Source organism: Protofrankia sp. CiP1_Cm_nod3, assembly GCF_982290655.1.
The window spans coordinates 4,091-20,936 of sequence record NZ_CEVIVD010000084.1; the positions used below are offsets into that span (position 1 = coordinate 4,091).

The window sequence follows — 16,846 nt, forward strand, 5'->3', positions numbered from 1 at the left end:
TGTCCGCGGCTGCGTGGGCGAATCGCAAGGCTGCCAAGAGGTAGCGCTGGCCAAGCGCCTGCTGGCCCAGGTCTGTGGCCACCCATCCGGCGAGCTGAGCCAGCTGCGCCAGCACGCGGAACAGGGCGGTACCGGTCTCCCGGTCGTAGGAGGCGGTGCTGGCCAGGCTGGCGGTCCAGCGCAGGTCGTGCTTGATCCAGTCCAGCAGCATCGGCCCGCCCTGGACGTCGTCGAGATGCCGCAGTTGGCGGACACGGTCGGCGAGCACGGTCACCATCTCGCCGTCGACCGCGTTGCCGTTCGCCCGCGATGGCTGCGCCGTGGTCGGGGCGGTGAACCAGTCGACCACGGGTGCGATCGCCACCGGGCCTGGTACGGGGAGCAGGAGGGATGCGGTGGGCCTGCTGATGAGGTCCGCGCAACGGCCGGCTCCGTCGGCTGTCCATGGGAGGTTGAGCCCGGAATGCGCGGAGATCGCGGTCGCCTGTGTCCGCGTGCCGGGCCAGAGCTGCCAGGGTGTGACGTGCTCACCAAGCGCGCGGCTGAGCGTGAGCGCGGCCAGTTCTGGCAGGGTGCCTCGCGGGGTCCCGCCCTGCAGCCAGTGGTAGGGGGCCTTCGGGCTGACGACCTCCTTGTTCGCCGTCTTGTTGATTTCCCGGGCCAGGCGCTCGGGTGCCCACTCCAGTCGTTCGAGGCATTCCCGCAGTAGCCCGGGTCCCGTGAACTCGCCCATCACATCCCTCCCGGCAAGGCACCTACCCGCTCAGGGTGCCCTAGCGAAACGGTCCGCGCTGCCAGAAGGGCGGCGTCCTGGCGATTCTGACCATTCTGACCGCCAGTTGACCTTCCTGACCGTGCAGCGGGCTGTTCGTGGGGCCCGGCCGGTAGTGGGCTAAGGGCATGCCCACCTCGTCAGGCGCCGACCGGCTGTGCTGCCCCTTGCTCCAGATAGGCTGCCCGGCCAGCCGCGCGAGCCTCGATCGCCGTGTGTACCCGGCGGGCGAGGCGTGGGATGAGCAGGCCGTCGAGCTCCTCGCGGTCGCGGAACGCGAACTCACCGATCTCGGTGCCGTCCACGCGGACCGCGGCGATCTGCCGATGGGACAGTTGACCGCCGTCGAAGACAAACAACAGCTTGTCGCCTTCGGCGGGATGCGGCGCCCAGTCCACGACGAGGAGCGCGCCGACCGGCAGGCGAACGCCAAACTCTTCGATGACCTCCCGCAGCGCCGCCGCCGCGGGCCTTTCGCCCGGCTGCACGTAGCCGCCCGGGATGTCCCACAGAGGCTTGTAGGTCGACTCCACCAGCATGACCCGGTCCGCGCCGTCGAAGTACAGCACCCCGGACGCGATTCGCGGGCGGGCGAACTCGTCACCGCCATCAGCCACAGGTCCGACAGTAGTCATCCCGGAGCCGCGGGGGCCTTCACGGCCACCGCCTGGAACCCGCAATGATCCCGCAGGCGAGCTTTCCGCCTATCAGGAACTTGTGCCCTTTCCCGGTAGCTGGCAGCACGAGGCGGGCGGACGCGGGGGTCGCGGCGGTGCCCTGGCGCAGCTCGGTTGAGCTGGGTCTGCTTCCCTCCGCGGTCACGCGCGCCCGCCGCGAGGCCCGCGAGGTCCTGCGGGAGTGGAACGTTTACGTAGACAGCGAAACAGCCGAACTGCTCATTTCCGAACTGGTCACCAACAGTCTGGAGGCCGTCTGGTCTACCGGAGGCGGCCAACCGGTCTCGCTGGTCCTGTCTGCGAGCGAAACCCTGCTCACGATCAAGGTCTGGGACAGTAGCCCGTGCGCGCCCACGCCGGGCGAGTGGGAGGCGGAGGTGCCACCGCTCGACGGGGAGAACGGCCGCGGCCTGTTCCTGGTCAGCGTCCTGAGCGCGGGCTGGGGCTGGTACCCGACGAGCAGCCCGGCAGGAAAGGTCACCTGGTGCCAATTACTCCAGGTCCCTGCCCATTCACAACGGAGCGGGCAGTCAGAGGGCCGCCCGGGAGCGTCGCGGAAGGTGGCATGGAAAAGGCGCTGATCACAGGCGTGGCCGGCTTCATCGGCTCGCACCTCGCGGCCGCATTGCTGCGCCAGGGCTGGTCCGTAACGGGCCTGGACAGCAGGTCCGCGGCCAGCGACCCGGTCGCCGGCGAGAACCTGGCGGTCCTTACCGGCGATCCCCGCTTCCAGTTCGTGCGAGCAGACGTCACTGTCAGTGATCTAATGATCCTTTCCGAGGGCGTCCATGCCGTCTTCCATCTCGCCGCTCTCGCGGGTGTGCGGAGGTCGTGGGGGGATCGGTTCGGTGACTACCTGTCCTGCAACGTCCTGGGCACCCAACGGTTGCTTGAGGCATGCGCCGCCGCGGACGTGCCCCGCCTGGTGTTCGCGTCATCGTCGAGCGTCTACGGTCAGGGCGGCGGCAAGCCATCGCGGGAGGACGACCAACTGCTGCCGCTGTCGCCGTACGGGGTGTCGAAGCTCGCAGCCGAGCGGCTGTGCCTCGCATACGCGCGCCAGCGGCACGTGGCGACGAGCGTCATCGCGCTGCGGTACTTCAGCGTCTACGGACCCCGGCAGCGGCCCGACATGGCGTTCAGCCGGATCATGCGCGCCGCGGTGTCGGGGCGGACGATGTCGCTGTACGGGACAGGCGCGCAGCGGCGCGACTTCACCTACGTCTCGGACGTCGTCGCCGCCACGATCGCCGCCGCGACCACGGACGCGCGGGCCGAGGTCGTCAATGTTGCCTCCGGGCGCAGCGTGCCGCTGTCGGCGGCACGCAGGGCCATCAGCCGGTTCGTGGACACCGACGTACCCGCGCAGCGGCGGGTTGCGCAGCCCGGGGACGTCGAGGCGACGACCGCCGACCTGACCAAGGCCACGGAACTGCTCGGCTACCAGCCGCAGGTGGACCTCGAGGAGGGGCTGCGCCGGCAGTGGGAGTGGATTGCCGGAAAGGACCGTCCTGCGGCCCTGGCGATGACGGAGGCGGTCAGATGACGCTCGCGCTCGCCGCCGGCTCGGCCAGCGAACTGTTCGCCCGCGCCTGCCACGCGGTCCTGGCTGTCGGGCAGCCGGTCGCGCCGCGCGGCATGCCGACGCTCGAGGTGCTCGGCGCGAGCCTGACGCTGACCGACCCGCGCCGCAGGTTGGTGGACGTGCCCCCGGCACGGGTGATCAATCCGGCGTTCGCCGTCGCCGAGGCGATGTGGATCGTGTCCGGCTCGGACGACCCGTGGATCTACCTGTACAACGAGCGGCTGACCGACTACGCCGATGACGGCCGCCTGATGGGAGCCTACGGGCCGCGGATGCGCCGGTGGCACGGCACCACCGACCAACTCGCCCTGGCCCGGCAGGCCCTGACCGACGACCCCGAGACCAGGCGCGCCGTCATCCAGCTGTATGACCCCGCGGCCGACGCACGCGGCTACAAGGACGTCCCATGCACGCTCGGCTACCGGTTCTTCTTGCGTGACGGTCTTCTCCACATGCACACCACGATGCGCAGCCAGGACCTGTGGCTCGGCTTCTGCTACGACATCTTCACCGCCACCATCCTGCAGGAACTCCTCGCCGGATGGCTCGGCACGGGCCTGGGCAGCTACCGGCTCAGTATCGACTCGCTCCACCTATACGCCCACGACATGCCCAAGGCGCAGCAGATCCCCGCGGATGCGGACCCGGGCCCGCAGATGACGCCTCTGGCCGTCCCGTGGCAAACGCTCGACGACGTACTCGCCCAGGTCATCGCGGGTACGGCGCTGGCCGGCCCGGGTCTGGCGGAGTTCGCGTGCGTGCTTGCCAGCTACCGGGCGCGCAAGGGCGGGGACCTGGCAGGGGCCGGCGCTCTAGCGGCCGGCCATGACGGCCCGCTGGCCACCGCGCTGCGCCGCTGGTATCAGCGCGCCGACCGGGCCCGCCACATCGCGCAGGAGCCCCGCCGATGAGGACAAACAACCAGCTGGCCGTGCTCGGCCTGTGCTCCTTCACCCACGACTCGGCCGCAGCCCTCGTCGTCGGCGGGCGGCTCACCGGGATGGCCGAGGAAGAGCGGCTCTCCGGTGTCAAGCACACTCGTGCGTACCCCGCTGGCGCCGTACGGTGGCTGCTCGATGACGCGGGCCTGACCCCGGCCGATGTCGACATCGTCGCCTACAACTTCGCCGGAGCGCGGTACCTGGCCGGGCTCGTGGACACCCCCAGCCACCTGATGCGGCCCGCTACCCGCCCGCGCGCCCTGGCCCGCGCCGCGAGTCTCGCCGTCATCCACCACCGGTACCGGCACCGTGTGCGTACCCTGGGGAGCCTCTTCCCGAACGCCCGGGTGCGCCCTGTCCCGCATCACGTGGCGCACGGCATGTACGCGTTCGCCGCATCGGGGTTCCGCGAGGCCGCGGTCCTCATCATCGACAGCCTCGGCGAGACCGCCACAACCTCCATTGGCTCCGGCATCGCCCTCCCGGCCGGCGACATCCGGTACCAGATCAGGAAATCGGTCCGGGACCCTGCGTCGCTCGGCTACGCCTACGGAGCCGTCACAGCGCACCTCGGCTGGCGTCGCGGTGACGAGGAGGGCACCGTCATGGCCCTGGCCGCGACCGGCGACCCGGCACGCTTCCGCGACCTGTTCGCCCGCGCGATCCGGCTGACACCGACCGCGTTCGCACTCGATCCCAGCCTGTTTCCGCTGCGGGTGCTTCGGCACGGCTGGCCGCGCGTCACCCCCGCCTTCGCCGCTGCCACCTGCCCCCCGCGCGGCCCCGACGAGGCAGTGACCCAAGTGCATGCGGACGTCGCTGCGGCTCTGCAGGAGCGCACCGAACAGGTCATGGTCCACCTGGCCAACCGCGCGCAGGCGGTGACCGGGGCGCGGCGGCTCTGCCTGGGCGGCGGTGTCGCGATGAACTGCGTCGGGATCGGCAAGATCCTCCAAAGCGGGCGGTGGGACGAGGTCTACGTGCCCCCTGCTCCTGGCGACTCGGGCACACCGGTCGGTGCCGCGCTGGCCGCCTACCGGGAGGTCGCCGGCGCCGTTCCCGGTGGCCTGGTCCGCTCCTGCTATCTCGGTCCTTCCTACGCGGACTTCACATCGCCGCAGGCGCCAGCGCCGGGGCTGACCACACAGCAGGTCGATGACCCGGCCCGCTTCCTAGCCAAACAACTGGCGGCAGGCAAGATCGCCGGGCTGTTTCAGGGCAGGCTCGAGGCAGGGCCGCGGGCACTGGGCAATCGTTCGATCCTCGCCTCGCCGCTCATCCCGAACATCGCCGAGCGGTTGAACGCGGCAGTGAAGTTCCGCGAACCGTTCCGCCCGTTCGCCCCGGTGGTCCTGGCCGAGCACGCAGCCGAGTACTTCTGCCTCGGCCAGGCAAGCCCGTACATGTCGATCGCCGTGCCCGTCACCAGGCTTGCCCGGGACCGGGTTCCCGCCGTCGTTCACGCCAACGGGACCGCCCGCGTGCAGACCCTGACACGGGAGGACAACCCGTTCCTGGCGGACGTGCTCGCCCACTTCAGCGCCCTGACCGGTGTCCCCATGCTGATCAACACCTCACTCAACGTGAAGGGCAAGCCGATCAGCGGCACGCCACAGATGGCCATCGAGTGCCTGGCGTCCAGCGGCATGGATGGACTGCTGCTCGACGGCGGCTGGTGGGTGACGACGTGAGAATCGGCTACAGCTTCTGGGGGTTCCTCGGCCCCGGTATCGCCGACACCCCCGACGGCGGTCGGAGCCATCGCCGCCCCCTCATCGACGGACTGCTCTCCCGCGGGCACGAGGTCGTCTTCCTCCAGCGCGACCGCGACCTGCACGAGGCGGGCGACGACCTGCGCGACCGCTACCTCTGGGACAACGGGCTACCCGCCATCGACGCGCTGTTCCTGGAATGGCGCTGGCCGGTGCCCGACCGTAACACGACGACCTGCGGCAGCCCGGGGCACACCTGCGACCTGCACCGCCAAGACCAACTCGTCGCGCACTACACGGCCTGGCGCAAGGTCCCGACGATCATCTGGGACAAGGACCTGCAGATGACGGCCAACTCGCCGCTGCGATCGCTGCCAAACGTCACGACATGCGAGGCTGCTCTACGGCCCAGCCCTGGCGCGGAAAGCCTCCTATTCCCCGTCACCGACACAGCACTCGACAACGCCGACCCCGCCACCTTGGCGGCGCTGCCCCGACGCCTGCCGCTGGTCTACGTCGGCAACCAGTACGACCGCGACGAGGCGTTCAGCGAGTACTTCGCACGCGCCGCCGCACGCGTCCCGCATCGGGTAGCCGGGAAGTGGACGCGCACCGCCGACTGGCCGCACGTGGACTTCACTGGCCGCTGCGCCTTCCCCGAGGTGCGGGAACTGTACGAGTCGGCGCTGGCCACGGTCCTGCTGCTGCCCGACCGCTACGCACGCGCGGGCCAGATGACACAGCGCCTATTTGAGTCAGTCCTTGCTGGCTGCCTGCCTATTACACCCGCCGTGCTTCCGTACGCCGCGGCCTTCACGCCCCCGGCACTCCACGCGGCGACGGGCGACGCTGTGCTCGGTCGGATCCGCGAGTTGCAGGGCATCGCGGGAACGGCCAGGCACCCGGCCCTCATCGCCGAGTGCGTCGGGATGCTCGACATCTTCCGGCTCTCCCGCCAACTGGTCACCATCGACCGCATCCTGGAGAGACTCACCGATGACAATTCCGCCTGTCCGTCCCCTCGACTGCCGGCTGCTCGTCATTAGGGTCAGAGGCTGTGGACCGGATCGCCATCATGGGCTGCGGGGGGAGCGGGAAGTCCCACCTAGCCCGCGCGCTCGGCGCCGCGCTCGGCATCGCGCCCGTGCATCTGGACGCCCTGTACTACGACGCCGGCTGGAAGCCGCTCGACAAGGACACGTTCGCGGACCTGCAGCGCGACCTCGTCACCGCACCCCGGTGGATCATCGACGGCAACTATGCCTCCAGTCTGCCCATCAGGCTTCAGACCGCCGACACGGTCATCTTCCTGGACCTGTCCGGCTGGACCTGCCTATGGGGAATCCTGCAACGGCGGCTCCGGCACGGCGGCGGCCAGCACCAGACGATCGGCGTCTACGACCGGATCACCTGGGACTTCGTCCGCTACATCATCAGCTACCGGCGAACGATGGCTCCCCGCGTCCGGACCCTGATCGCCGAACACGCCGAGGATGCCCAGGTCGTCATCCTGCGCAGCCGCCGTGCCGCGCGCCGCTACCTCGCCCTGGTGCCGCTTCCCTCCGCGGCCAGGGCAGTCACCGACGATGAGGAACGCGACTAGCCCCTTCACCGACATCGGGCAGGTCCGCGGCCCGCTGTACGCGTCGGCAGACCGGATCGGCCGCCGGACCGGCGCCCTGCACCGCGCCCGCGCCAGCGGGCGGCACGCCGCCGAGGTCATCGCCGACCTCGCGGCGGCGGCTGTCCCGTCGGGCGCACCGGTGATCGCGGACATCGGTTGCGGGCGGGGCACGACCACCTGCCTACTCGCTGCGCGGCTCCCACGAGCGCGGATCGTCGCGATCGACCTGTCGGCGGCCCTTCTGGTCACCGTTAGGAGCCGGCTTCCCGCCGGGGCCGGGGCGGGCGCGGCCCGCGCGGACTTCCACCGGCTCCCGCTCGGGGACGGGGCCTGCAACTTGGCCGTCGCCGCGTTCTGCCTCTACCACTCGCCCTCACCCGAGCGGGTCATCGCCGAGATCGCGCGCTGCCTCGCGCCGGACGGGACAACGATCATCGCGGTGAAGTCGGTGGACAGCTACCAGGAACTCGACCGATTGATGGCGGCATCGGGGTTGGTACCTGATGCACCCAGCCGGCCAAGCCTGTACGAAACCGCCCACAGCGCGAATATCGCGCACCTCGCCGCCACGAGCCTCGAGATCCGACAGGTCATCAACCACAACCACACGTTCGTCTTCCCCACCCTCGCCGACATCGCCGAATACCTGGCAACCTCACCGAAGTACGGGCTGCCTGCCTGCCTCACCAGCGACCCAGCCGTTCTTGCCGCCGAGCTGCGCCGCCGGCTGCCCGACGAGCCCTTCACGATGACATCAGTCGTCACCTACCTGGTTGCCGTGCAAGCGGCGGCGACACCATGAGCGCGCACTACCTCAAGCACTATTCGGACCAGGCCACCCGGCTGCGCGCCCTAGACAACTACGCCTGGCTAGGCGGCATGAGACCCCACGTCCGTCTGCCCCGACTCCTGCCGATCTTGGATGGGGAGCACCTGCGCTTCGAGTACGTCGAGGGCCACCACGCCATCCCGAAGGACCTACACGTGCTCGCTACTTACCTGGGTGACATGCACGGCGCGGCCTTCGACAGGGAGCTGCACCAGGCACGGCTACGCAGGCCATACCGGACACGGGCCGGCCACACATTGCCCGGCTTCCCGAGCAGGCGGATGGACGCCGTGGCCCGGGAGCTGGGGGCGGGTCGGGTTATCGGCACCCAGCTGACCACCCACCAGGCACAAAACCTGATCATGGGCGCAGATGGCCCAGCAACGTTCTACAAGGACGCCAACCCGAGGAACTTCATCGTCACCCCAGCCGGGGACCCGGTGACGATCGACTTCGACGACCTGACCCTCGCCCCGTTCGGCTATGACCTCGCCAAACTCGTCGTCACCCTTGCCACGACGCACGGCCCCATTCCCGCCGCGGAAATCGCTGCCGCGCTCGGCGTCTACAACACAGCCGCCGCCCGGCACCGCCAAGCCCTGCCCCGCGTCACATGGGAAGAGCTGATGAGCTGGGCGGAGATACACCACATCCTCACCAGCCGGTACGCCGCGGACGGGCGCTACCCCTACCGCTGGGACCAGACCCGGCCAGCCGCATGCCCGCCAGGAGACCGCACATGGCCGTGATCACCACTCTCATCCTCACCCGACATGGCGAGGCCCACTGCAACGTCGCCCGGATCGCGGGCGGCGATCGCGCCTGCACCGGCCTGACCAAGCGTGGGCGACAGCAGGTGGAACTGCTCGCCCGCCGACTGCGCGCCGAGGAGCCCTGCGACGTGCTGTACACGACCTCCCGGCGCCGCACCCAGGAATCAGCGGGCATCCTCTCCGACGCGCTCGATCTGCCCATCCACGTGGAACGAGACCTCACCGGCCCGCACCACGGCGACGCGGACGGCCGTCCCTGGGACGAGATCAAGACGGCCTTCGGCGGGCCCCCACAGTCCGATCCCGACCGGCCCTACGCGCTCGGCGCGGAGACATGGAACCAGTACTTAACCCGCGCCAGCGCCGCCTTGGCCGCCGTCGTCCACCGCCACCACGGGCAGCGCATCCTCCTCGCCGGACACGGCGAGACGACCGACGCAGCCGCCCTGCTATTCCTCAGCCTGGCACCCGGCTTCTGCACACGGATCGGGTTCGAGACCAGCCACGCGGCCCTCACCCGCTGGCACATGCACCGCAACCGCCTCGGCCAGGAACTCTGGATCCTCGCCGCCCTCAACGACACCCGGCACCTGACGGGCACGCCGTGACCACCCAGCTTGTTCTCCATGAAGCCGCGACCCGGCTACTGGGTCCTTGCAAGGTGACTGCTGTCCTCGCGCCAGCCGTCGCACGGGTCGCCATCGCCTCCGGCGAGGAGTTCGTGGTCAAGCAACACCTGAACAGGCCCGCGCACGAACGGGAGGTACACGCCTACCGGTGCTGGACCAGGACGCTCGACCTATCCGCGCCCAGGCTCGTCGACGTGGACAACCAGACAATGACGATCATTACTTCGGCGCTGCCCGGCAGCCCATGCTCCGGCGACCTCACGCCCTCCGTGCACCGGCAGGCCGGAGCACTGCTGCGCCGTTTCCATGACGCCGAGACCCCGCGAGACCTGACCGGGTTTCATAGCTGGCTCCGAGACCGGGCCCGCCACTGGACCGGCCGAGCCGCGACGCTGCTGCCGCCCGCCGACGCCAGGACCATCGAGACCCACCTCGCGGCCCTCAGCCTGATGAGGGTCCCGCGTGGCGTCCCCTGCCATCTGGACTTCCAGCCGCACAACTGGCTCGTCAACACGTCCGGCGATGTCTCGCTCGTCGACTTCGAGCACGCGCGCGTCGATCTCCCCGCCAGGGACCTCGTCCGCCTCCGGTTCCGCATCTGGCCAGACCGGCCCGCTCTGCGGGACGCGTTCCTCGATGGCTACGGACGTCCGCTCACCCCAGCCGACGACCAGCTCATCTGGCACCTGGGTGCGCTCGACGCCCTGACTGCGATCACCCGAGGCCACGAGAAAGCAGACCCAGAGCTCGCGACGGCCGGCCGCGCCACACTCCGCCAACTGCGGGAGGAGCCATGACTCCAGGAACAGGACTGCGAGAACAACTACACGCCCCCGACCGAACCGGCCGTGACCTGGCCCTGTTCCGCACCCGAAGCTACAGGTTCACCAACGACCGGCGCTGGTACGTCCTCGCCGAGGCACTTGAAGAGCGGTACCTGGCCGGGCAACCACCGAAGCCGGCCACCATGGACACCGTCCACGCCTGCCTGGCCGGCATCCGGGAAGCCGGATCCCTCGGCACCTTCCCGGAACGCGCCGCCGCGGCGGAGAACGTGGACGTCGAGGCCGCTCTACACCAGCGTTCCCCCGACAGGTGGCAGCACTTCACCTCCGGCGTACCGCCCGAGAACATCGTGGTCATCGTCGGCGCCCCGCGATCGGGAACCAGCCACCTGTTCAACCTGCTCGCCGCCACCGGCAAGTTCGCCTACTTCACCACCGCGTCCTGCTGGGCCTGGCCAGTCCGCAACCTCCGCCACCCCGGCCGACACCCCTTCACCACCCTGGACGAGAGCACGATCCTCGCAGTCGACAACAAGAAGACCCGCATCATCCCCACCCTGGTCATGCCCGGCGAAGCCGAGGACATCTGGCACCGAGCCATGCCCGTCTACCGTCACATCCGATGCCACACCTACGACATCGGTCACCAGCCGGAAACAGGGGACCCCGACATCCTCGACGCCGCAGCCAGCGCCCACCTCGCTCATTTCGGCCGCGACTCGCTCCTGGTCAAGTCTCCCTTCAGCTCTTTCCGTATCTCCCGACTGGAACAACACTGGGGCACCAAGGTCAAGTACATTCACCTCATCCGCGACCAACATGAGACCGCCGACTCCATGGTGCGCAACCACTTCGAGTTCGCGATGGCCGGTCGCCTGCTGGATGCCCCGAGCGCCCAGGAACTCTTCGTCGGTGCCGTTGAAACCGCTGCGCCCGCCGATCGCACCATCACGATCCGCCACGCCGACATGCTCCGCGATCCCAGCAGCGTCCTCGGTGCCCTCGTCCGCCAACTCATAGGGGCCAAGGCGACCCCTTACTCCCGTTAGGTGCCTCGTCGCGACTTCGCTTATCACCGACGGTCGGGGCAAAGCTCACGCGCACGCCGCGCTCCTAGTCATCGAGGTGCCCGCAGGCGGGCAGCCTCACCGAGATCCAGGCGCCGCACGGTGGGACGCCGCCCGACCGCGTGCTGCGGCTATTGCCCCGGCATCCGTCGGTCATCCCCGATCCCCGAAGCGCGCCTGTCCGGGGCAAAGCGCCGACGGTGAGGACGGTGTCACAATCTGACTCCCAGGCCGCGTGCTGCTGACCAGTCTTCGGCGACGCTCATGGCCCCTTGAGCGAGCGGGACGGTATTCGGGTGCGTGGAATGCGCGGGCCGGTGCCCGATCAGGGAAGGGTGACACCGGCGACCCGTAGCGCGGAGATGAGGAGGACCTGCGGGGTGTCCGGGGAGAACCGCGCCTCCCACGCGGTCTGTGTCGGGGGTCGGCAGGTGATGGTGGCACAGCGGGTGTGGTCGATGGCGACCGTGACCTGCCCATGGGTGAATGTGACCGGCGGGTCGGCGCGGGTGAACCCGGCGTGGCGGAGAACATCAACAAGATCGCTGTATGTGCTCTGCGCGTCGTCGGACGCCGGTGTCGGGGAGAGGGACATAGCGGGAGCACCTTCCTGTCGGGACGGGGTGGACAAGCGGCGGGGGTGGCGGTAGTCGATGGTCAGCCCGCCCGGCAGCACGTGCGGCACCGACCAGAAGTGGATGAACCCGGTGATGCGGCGGACGTCGCGGGTCAGCACGGCCGGGTCGACGTGGGGGTGTCCGTCGAGGTGGTAGAGGGCGTGGGTGGACAGGTCCAGCCACGCCCGTGCGCAGAAGGCGTGCAGGGCGTCTTCCATCCGGTGGACGCCGCTCCCGCCGTCTTCCAGCCAGCGGGCGGCGGCGGCGACCTGCGCGCGGGCGGTGCGGTGCGCCGCCGGGTCGGCCAACGGGCCGGGCGGCCAGGCCGGCTGGGCCGGCGCGAACCCCACCCGGGTCAGGAACGCACATACCTGGGTGAGACTGTCGGTCAACAGCCCGAACACCTGCTCGGGGTGGAGCTGTACGGCGGATTCCACCAGCCGGTCGGCCATATCTTCACCACTTCCCTTCCGCGTGTGTCCCATCCTTTTCTCGGCCGCTGAAGAGGACGCGCACCGGCGTTTTCGGGCGGCGGTGGACCGGGTGCGGAAAATACGGGTCTGACGTGTGGACAATAACTTGATCGTTTTGGGTGTGACAAGCCGTTCCCGGAAAGAGTCATGAAACCGGCGAAGAGACCTGCATCACATTCGATAGGGGCTGGCTGAATCCGGTCGTTCGGAGGTACTTCTGAAGCGCCGACGCGGAAACAATCCGCGCACCGATCGAGAGGAGAATGTGCCATGACGGCAGCCGAGGGTATTCCCACGGGGGAACGGAAAAGGTCCGCGAAGGACAGCGTGTGGGCGGCGCTCGTCGCCACGGACACGCCGGTGACCGTGGCCGCGCTGGCCACGGCGGCCGGAGTTAGCCGGTCCAGCGCCGCCGCGGCGTTGACCGCATGGGAGGCCGCCGGCCGGGCGCGCCGCGCGCGGGACACCCACGCGGGCAGGGGCGCCCCCGAGCGGTGGGCCGCCGTCCACCCGCCCGCGACACCCGCGGACGACCCCGACATGCCCGCACCCGTCCCCGTGGCGGACGTCGTCCCCGCCACGGCGGCCCCCGTGAACGCCACCGGCAGCGGCGACCCCGTAAACGTCACCGGCAGCGGCGACGACGCCGACACGGACCCGCCGGCCGCGGACGACCCGACATCCCCGTCGGACAGCGACGACAACCCCGCCGGCCCGGGACACGACGCCAGCGAGGACCTGCCGGCCGCCGCTGACCCGACGCCGGCCCGGGACACGACGCCCAGCGCGGCGGACGCCGGCAGCCCGCCACCCCCGCCAGCCGCCACACCGTCCGCAGCGGCAGCAGAGGGCGCGGAGACAACCACGGACGGGGACACGGCCGTTCCCGCCGCCACGTCCCTACAGGAGGACGGGGATCCGGTGACGGCCACGGACGCGGACGGCAGGGAGGACACCGCCGCGGCCGGGCAGCCGGCTGCCACCGACCTGCCGCCCGGGGACCCGGGCAGGGAGGGCGACCCGGACAGCGGGGTGCCACCGGCCGAGGCCCCCGCCGGCGGTCAGGAGACGACACCGGCCACCGGGGCGCCGTCGGAGGAGGAGACGGCAAGGCTGGCCGCGGCCGTCGCGGACGCGGTGCGGCTGGTCGCGGCCTGCGCCCAGGTGTGCTCGAGCGCGCGGTGCCCGTTGCGGCCGGGTCGGGTGGCGCAGCCAAGTCAGGTGGTGCGGGACCGCGGCCAGCGGGTCACCGGACCGCGGACGAACAGCGACGGGCAGCCGCGGATGCGCCCCGGCGAGCTCACCCAGGCCGTGATCGGGTTTCTGCGCGACAACCCGGAGGAGACGTTCACCCTTCTGGAGATCACCCGTGAACTGAACCGGTCGTCCGGTGCGGTCGGTAACGCCCTGGGCATCCTGATGACGGCGGGCGAGGCCCGGCTCGTGGCCGATAAGCCCCGCCGCTACCAGGCCGCGTAAAACCCGCCGGCCCCGTGCCCCTCGGGACCGTCCCCGGCTGCCCGCCCGTCGGCCAGGGACGCCCCCGCACCGCCGCGACATCACCGGCCGCTGCCCACCCAGGACGTAGCGCACCCGCACAGCCCCACGCCGCCGCGACAGCACACGTCGGGTGGATTCCGCCCGGTCCGCCCCGTACGGCCATGCGCGGGGCGGCGTCCGGGGTATCCGCCAGCCGCCTGTGCCGCTCTTCCATCGACCTGTGCCGCTCCTCCGTCGAAGGGATCCTTCCGATGCCTGCCGACCCTGAACGTCTCGCCCGGGCCGCCGTGTCCATGATCGACCCGGACGCGCGGGTATGCCGCGCGGTCCGTGACCGGGGGCCGGTCGCCGTGTGGGCCGACCTGACGGCCCGTTTCCCCACGGTCGACCCCGGCGCGGTGCTGACCGAGCACACCCGTGCGGGGTGGCGGCTGGCCTGCCCCGGGGACGACGCATGGCCCTCGGCGCTGGACGCGCTGGACACCATCGGTACCGACGAGACCGCCCACGCCCCGGTGGCGCTGTGGGTCTGCGGCCAGGGTTATCTCGCGTCCCTGACCAGCCATGCCGTGACGATCGCCGGTAGCTCTGGCTCCACCCGCTACGGCGACCACGTCGCCGGGCAGTTCGCCGACGACCTGGCCGGCCGCGACTGGAGCATCATCGCCGCCGGCGGATACGGCATCGGCACGGCCGCGCTCACCGCGGCGGCCCCCACCCCCGCCGTCGCCGTGACCGCCGTCGCCGGCGACCGGCGCAACCACCGGCTCCTGCCCGCCGACGTCGAGAGCCGTGGTGTGGTGGTCTGCGTCGGCCCGCCCGCCGGCCCGTCCCGCCGGGGACGGTTCCTCGACCGGCAGCGGCTACTGGCCGGCCTCGCCCGCGGCGTCGTCATCGTCGAAGCGGGGCCGCGCTCGGAGGTGCTGCTGGCCGCGCGCACCGCCAGGCTGCTGGGCCAGCCGGTGATGGCCGTACCCGGCCCGGTCACATCCGCGACCAGCGCCGGCTGCCACCGGCTCCTGCGCGCCCAGCCACACACCCGGCTGGCCACCACCAGCCAGGACATCCTCGACGCGCTGGACCCGTCCACCCCGGCACCGCCACCCCCCCTCGCAGCGGACGGAGCGACGGCATGAAGCGCATCGGTGCCACCGCGGACCCGACCATCCTGGACGCGTTCGCGGCGGCGGACATCCCCCTGTTGAACGCACAGCAGGTCCTCACCCCCGGGGACAGTCTGTTCGTCGGCGCCGACCTTGCCACCGACGCCAGGATCCGCCGGATAGGCCGGATCGACCTGCCCGGCGTGCCGGTCTTCCTCGTCACCACCGGCATGCCCACCGGCGCCGACGGACGGGACCTGCGCCGCCGGGCGAAGGCGCTCGGCGCCCGCGCGGTGTGGACCCTCCCCGGCTGCCTGCCCGAGCTGCACCGGTTCGTCACCGCCGTGGACGCCTGCGGGGCCACGGGCCACCCGGGTCCGCCCCGACCGGTACGGCTGCGGCTGACGGCGACCCGCGGGGACACCCGGCTCGTCATCCCCGCGGACGGCAGGCCCACCCGCGACCGGATCCGCGCCGGACTCCTCAACGCGGGCCTGCCCTTCCCCGACCTGGACATGACCGTCACCTGGAACGCCCAGCCCACCACCGTGGACCCGCCCGGGCCGGCCGCGCCCGGCACAGCATGCGATCTCCCGCTGGCCGCGGCCGTGCTCGCCGCCGCCCGGCAGGTACCCGTCACCGGCCTACTCGGCCGCGGGTTCGTCGGCGAGATCGGCCTCGACGGCACCGTCCGACCGGTCCACCACCTGCCGGACCTCCTGCGGGCACTGCACGATCACGGCCTGCGGCGGGTGGTCATCCCCGCCGGCTACGACCCGGGCATCACCACCCCCGCCGGCCTGACGCTCGAGCCGGTCACCGACCTGCGCGCGTTGGCCACGCTGCTCCACCGAAGCTGAGCGCCACATGATCCGCCCTGGACGGAGCCGGGTCTGCTGGTGGGACGGATGTCCCGGCGGGCGCGGTGCACCGGGTGAGCCTGCGGCAGCCGCACCGGCCGGGACCGGGCTGGTACGGCGCGGGTCCGGATGGGGTGGCGGTGGGTACGCAGCGACGGGGTGGCCGGGGAGTCAGCCGGCCGTGGGTGATGCCGTGGTGGACGTGTATTCGGCGGTCCAGGTGAACGTGAGTGTCAGGGGTGTGCCGGCTGGTGCCTGGACCGGGTCGGACACGACATGATCGGCTAGCCAGGAGCCGAGGCACGTCGGGCACACGGTCGTGCTGTGCGGGCCGTCGTAGGGCTGTCGCCCATCGGGCCATCCGCGGGGAGCCGCCGCCGGGCATCCGCCCGGGAAATACGGGATGACGTCCCATGCGTTCAGCACGGGGTTATCCAGATAGTCGACGGCGTCCCGCGGCCAAACAATCACACGGTGATCGACGGTAGAGATGTCCATGAGTAGCATCTTTCCGTTCGAGTCGTTTTCTTGCGAAAAATGGCGGCTTGACGGCTGGCGGTGTAACAATTGCGCCGAACCTGTTTTTCCGCGGCCCTTTTCCGTGAGCCTGTTGTCGCGTGGTCTTGCGGTTCGGTCGGTATCCGTGTGTGCGTGCTCGCTTCCCATTGTGATCACGAGTGGGGGCTGCACCGATTCCCGGGCGTTGTCCCGGCCCGGTATCGCGGCCGGGAGATGTCCCGGTGAGCCGGAGGCCGTACGGGCACCCGGTGGCCGCGTCCGGGCCGGCGTGACCGGCCCGCCGGGGGTCCGGTGCCGAGGGTCGTTGTCGTCCTCGTGGCGGTCTGCGGTCGCGGCTGGGGGTGGGAACAGTGACCGGGTCTTCGGTCAGGGACCGGTGG

Annotated in this window: 17 protein-coding genes; 14 read left to right on the forward strand and 3 right to left on the reverse strand. The window is 70.8% G+C overall.

All coding sequences use genetic code 11. The features are described from left to right. The coding region (locus AC5LUJ_RS15930; RefSeq protein WP_493465193.1) for an NsdA family TPR-like regulatory protein at positions 1–733 on the reverse strand (733 nt) is incomplete at its 3' end. Between the two features lie 179 nt (positions 734–912). Further along, on the reverse strand, positions 913–1,407 hold the full coding sequence (locus tag AC5LUJ_RS15935; RefSeq protein WP_493465194.1) for an NUDIX domain-containing protein: 495 nt from the start codon (positions 1,405–1,407) through the stop codon (positions 913–915). Positions 1,408–1,544: 137 nt separating this feature from the next. Here AC5LUJ_RS15935 and AC5LUJ_RS15940 point away from each other — a divergent pair, with 137 nt between their 5' ends. The 11 genes from AC5LUJ_RS15940 to AC5LUJ_RS15990 are packed head-to-tail and all read left to right on the forward strand — an operon-like array spanning position 1,545 to position 11,376. After that, positions 1,545–2,030, forward strand: a complete 486-nt coding sequence (locus AC5LUJ_RS15940) for an ATP-binding protein (protein ID WP_493465195.1) — start codon at positions 1,545–1,547, stop codon at positions 2,028–2,030. Then, positions 2,015–2,995 carry an NAD-dependent epimerase/dehydratase family protein gene (locus AC5LUJ_RS15945; RefSeq protein WP_493465196.1) on the forward strand — a complete coding sequence of 327 codons (981 nt, stop codon included), beginning with the start codon at positions 2,015–2,017 and terminating at the stop codon, positions 2,993–2,995. The genes AC5LUJ_RS15940 and AC5LUJ_RS15945 overlap by 16 nt, the downstream gene beginning before the upstream one ends. Beyond that, positions 2,992–3,945: a thymidylate synthase gene (locus tag AC5LUJ_RS15950; RefSeq protein ID WP_493465197.1), complete on the forward strand. Its 954-nt coding sequence runs from the start codon at positions 2,992–2,994 to the stop codon at positions 3,943–3,945. The genes AC5LUJ_RS15945 and AC5LUJ_RS15950 overlap by 4 nt, the downstream gene beginning before the upstream one ends. After that, complete coding sequence (locus tag AC5LUJ_RS15955) at positions 3,942–5,666, forward strand: carbamoyltransferase family protein (protein ID WP_493465198.1); 1,725 nt, start codon at positions 3,942–3,944, stop codon at positions 5,664–5,666. Before AC5LUJ_RS15950 ends, AC5LUJ_RS15955 begins: the two co-directional genes overlap by 4 nt. Continuing rightward, positions 5,663–6,733 (forward strand): CgeB family protein, encoded by a 1,071-nt coding sequence (locus tag AC5LUJ_RS15960; RefSeq protein WP_493465199.1) that lies wholly within the window; start codon positions 5,663–5,665, stop codon positions 6,731–6,733. The genes AC5LUJ_RS15955 and AC5LUJ_RS15960 overlap by 4 nt, the downstream gene beginning before the upstream one ends. An 11-nt stretch (positions 6,734–6,744) precedes the next feature. Continuing rightward, the gene (locus AC5LUJ_RS15965; RefSeq protein WP_493465200.1) at positions 6,745–7,290 is read left to right on the forward strand and encodes a P-loop NTPase family protein; all 546 of its coding nucleotides are present in this window, start codon (positions 6,745–6,747) and stop codon (positions 7,288–7,290) included. After that, the gene (locus AC5LUJ_RS15970; RefSeq protein WP_493465201.1) at positions 7,274–8,113 is read left to right on the forward strand and encodes a class I SAM-dependent methyltransferase; all 840 of its coding nucleotides are present in this window, start codon (positions 7,274–7,276) and stop codon (positions 8,111–8,113) included. The genes AC5LUJ_RS15965 and AC5LUJ_RS15970 overlap by 17 nt, the downstream gene beginning before the upstream one ends. Beyond that, the gene (locus AC5LUJ_RS15975) at positions 8,110–8,889 is read left to right on the forward strand and encodes a phosphotransferase (RefSeq protein ID WP_493465202.1); all 780 of its coding nucleotides are present in this window, start codon (positions 8,110–8,112) and stop codon (positions 8,887–8,889) included. The genes AC5LUJ_RS15970 and AC5LUJ_RS15975 overlap by 4 nt, the downstream gene beginning before the upstream one ends. Then, positions 8,880–9,521, forward strand: a complete 642-nt coding sequence (locus AC5LUJ_RS15980) for a histidine phosphatase family protein (RefSeq protein ID WP_493465203.1) — start codon at positions 8,880–8,882, stop codon at positions 9,519–9,521. The genes AC5LUJ_RS15975 and AC5LUJ_RS15980 overlap by 10 nt, the downstream gene beginning before the upstream one ends. A 53-nt stretch (positions 9,522–9,574) precedes the next feature. After that, positions 9,575–10,339, forward strand: a complete 765-nt coding sequence (locus AC5LUJ_RS15985) for a phosphotransferase enzyme family protein (RefSeq protein ID WP_493465204.1) — start codon at positions 9,575–9,577, stop codon at positions 10,337–10,339. Beyond that, positions 10,336–11,376 (forward strand): sulfotransferase, encoded by a 1,041-nt coding sequence (locus AC5LUJ_RS15990; protein WP_493465205.1) that lies wholly within the window; start codon positions 10,336–10,338, stop codon positions 11,374–11,376. The genes AC5LUJ_RS15985 and AC5LUJ_RS15990 overlap by 4 nt, the downstream gene beginning before the upstream one ends. A 343-nt stretch (positions 11,377–11,719) precedes the next feature. Here the strand turns inward: AC5LUJ_RS15990 and AC5LUJ_RS15995 are convergent, their stop codons facing one another. Beyond that, entirely contained in the window at positions 11,720–12,463 is a 744-nt protein-coding gene (locus AC5LUJ_RS15995) for a hypothetical protein (protein ID WP_493465206.1), read from the reverse strand. Between the two features lie 291 nt (positions 12,464–12,754). On the opposite strand from AC5LUJ_RS15995, the gene AC5LUJ_RS16000 reads away from it, so the two are divergent. The 3 genes from AC5LUJ_RS16000 (at position 12,755) to AC5LUJ_RS16010 (ending at position 15,947) form a co-directional block, all read left to right on the forward strand. After that, positions 12,755–13,963 (forward strand): hypothetical protein, encoded by a 1,209-nt coding sequence (locus AC5LUJ_RS16000; RefSeq protein ID WP_493465207.1) that lies wholly within the window; start codon positions 12,755–12,757, stop codon positions 13,961–13,963. Positions 13,964–14,235: 272 nt separating this feature from the next. Further along, positions 14,236–15,120 carry a DNA-processing protein DprA gene (locus AC5LUJ_RS16005; protein WP_493465208.1) on the forward strand — a complete coding sequence of 295 codons (885 nt, stop codon included), beginning with the start codon at positions 14,236–14,238 and terminating at the stop codon, positions 15,118–15,120. Continuing rightward, complete coding sequence (locus tag AC5LUJ_RS16010) at positions 15,117–15,947, forward strand: magnesium chelatase domain-containing protein (RefSeq protein WP_493465209.1); 831 nt, start codon at positions 15,117–15,119, stop codon at positions 15,945–15,947. Before AC5LUJ_RS16005 ends, AC5LUJ_RS16010 begins: the two co-directional genes overlap by 4 nt. The last annotated feature ends 899 nt before the right edge of the window (positions 15,948–16,846 follow it).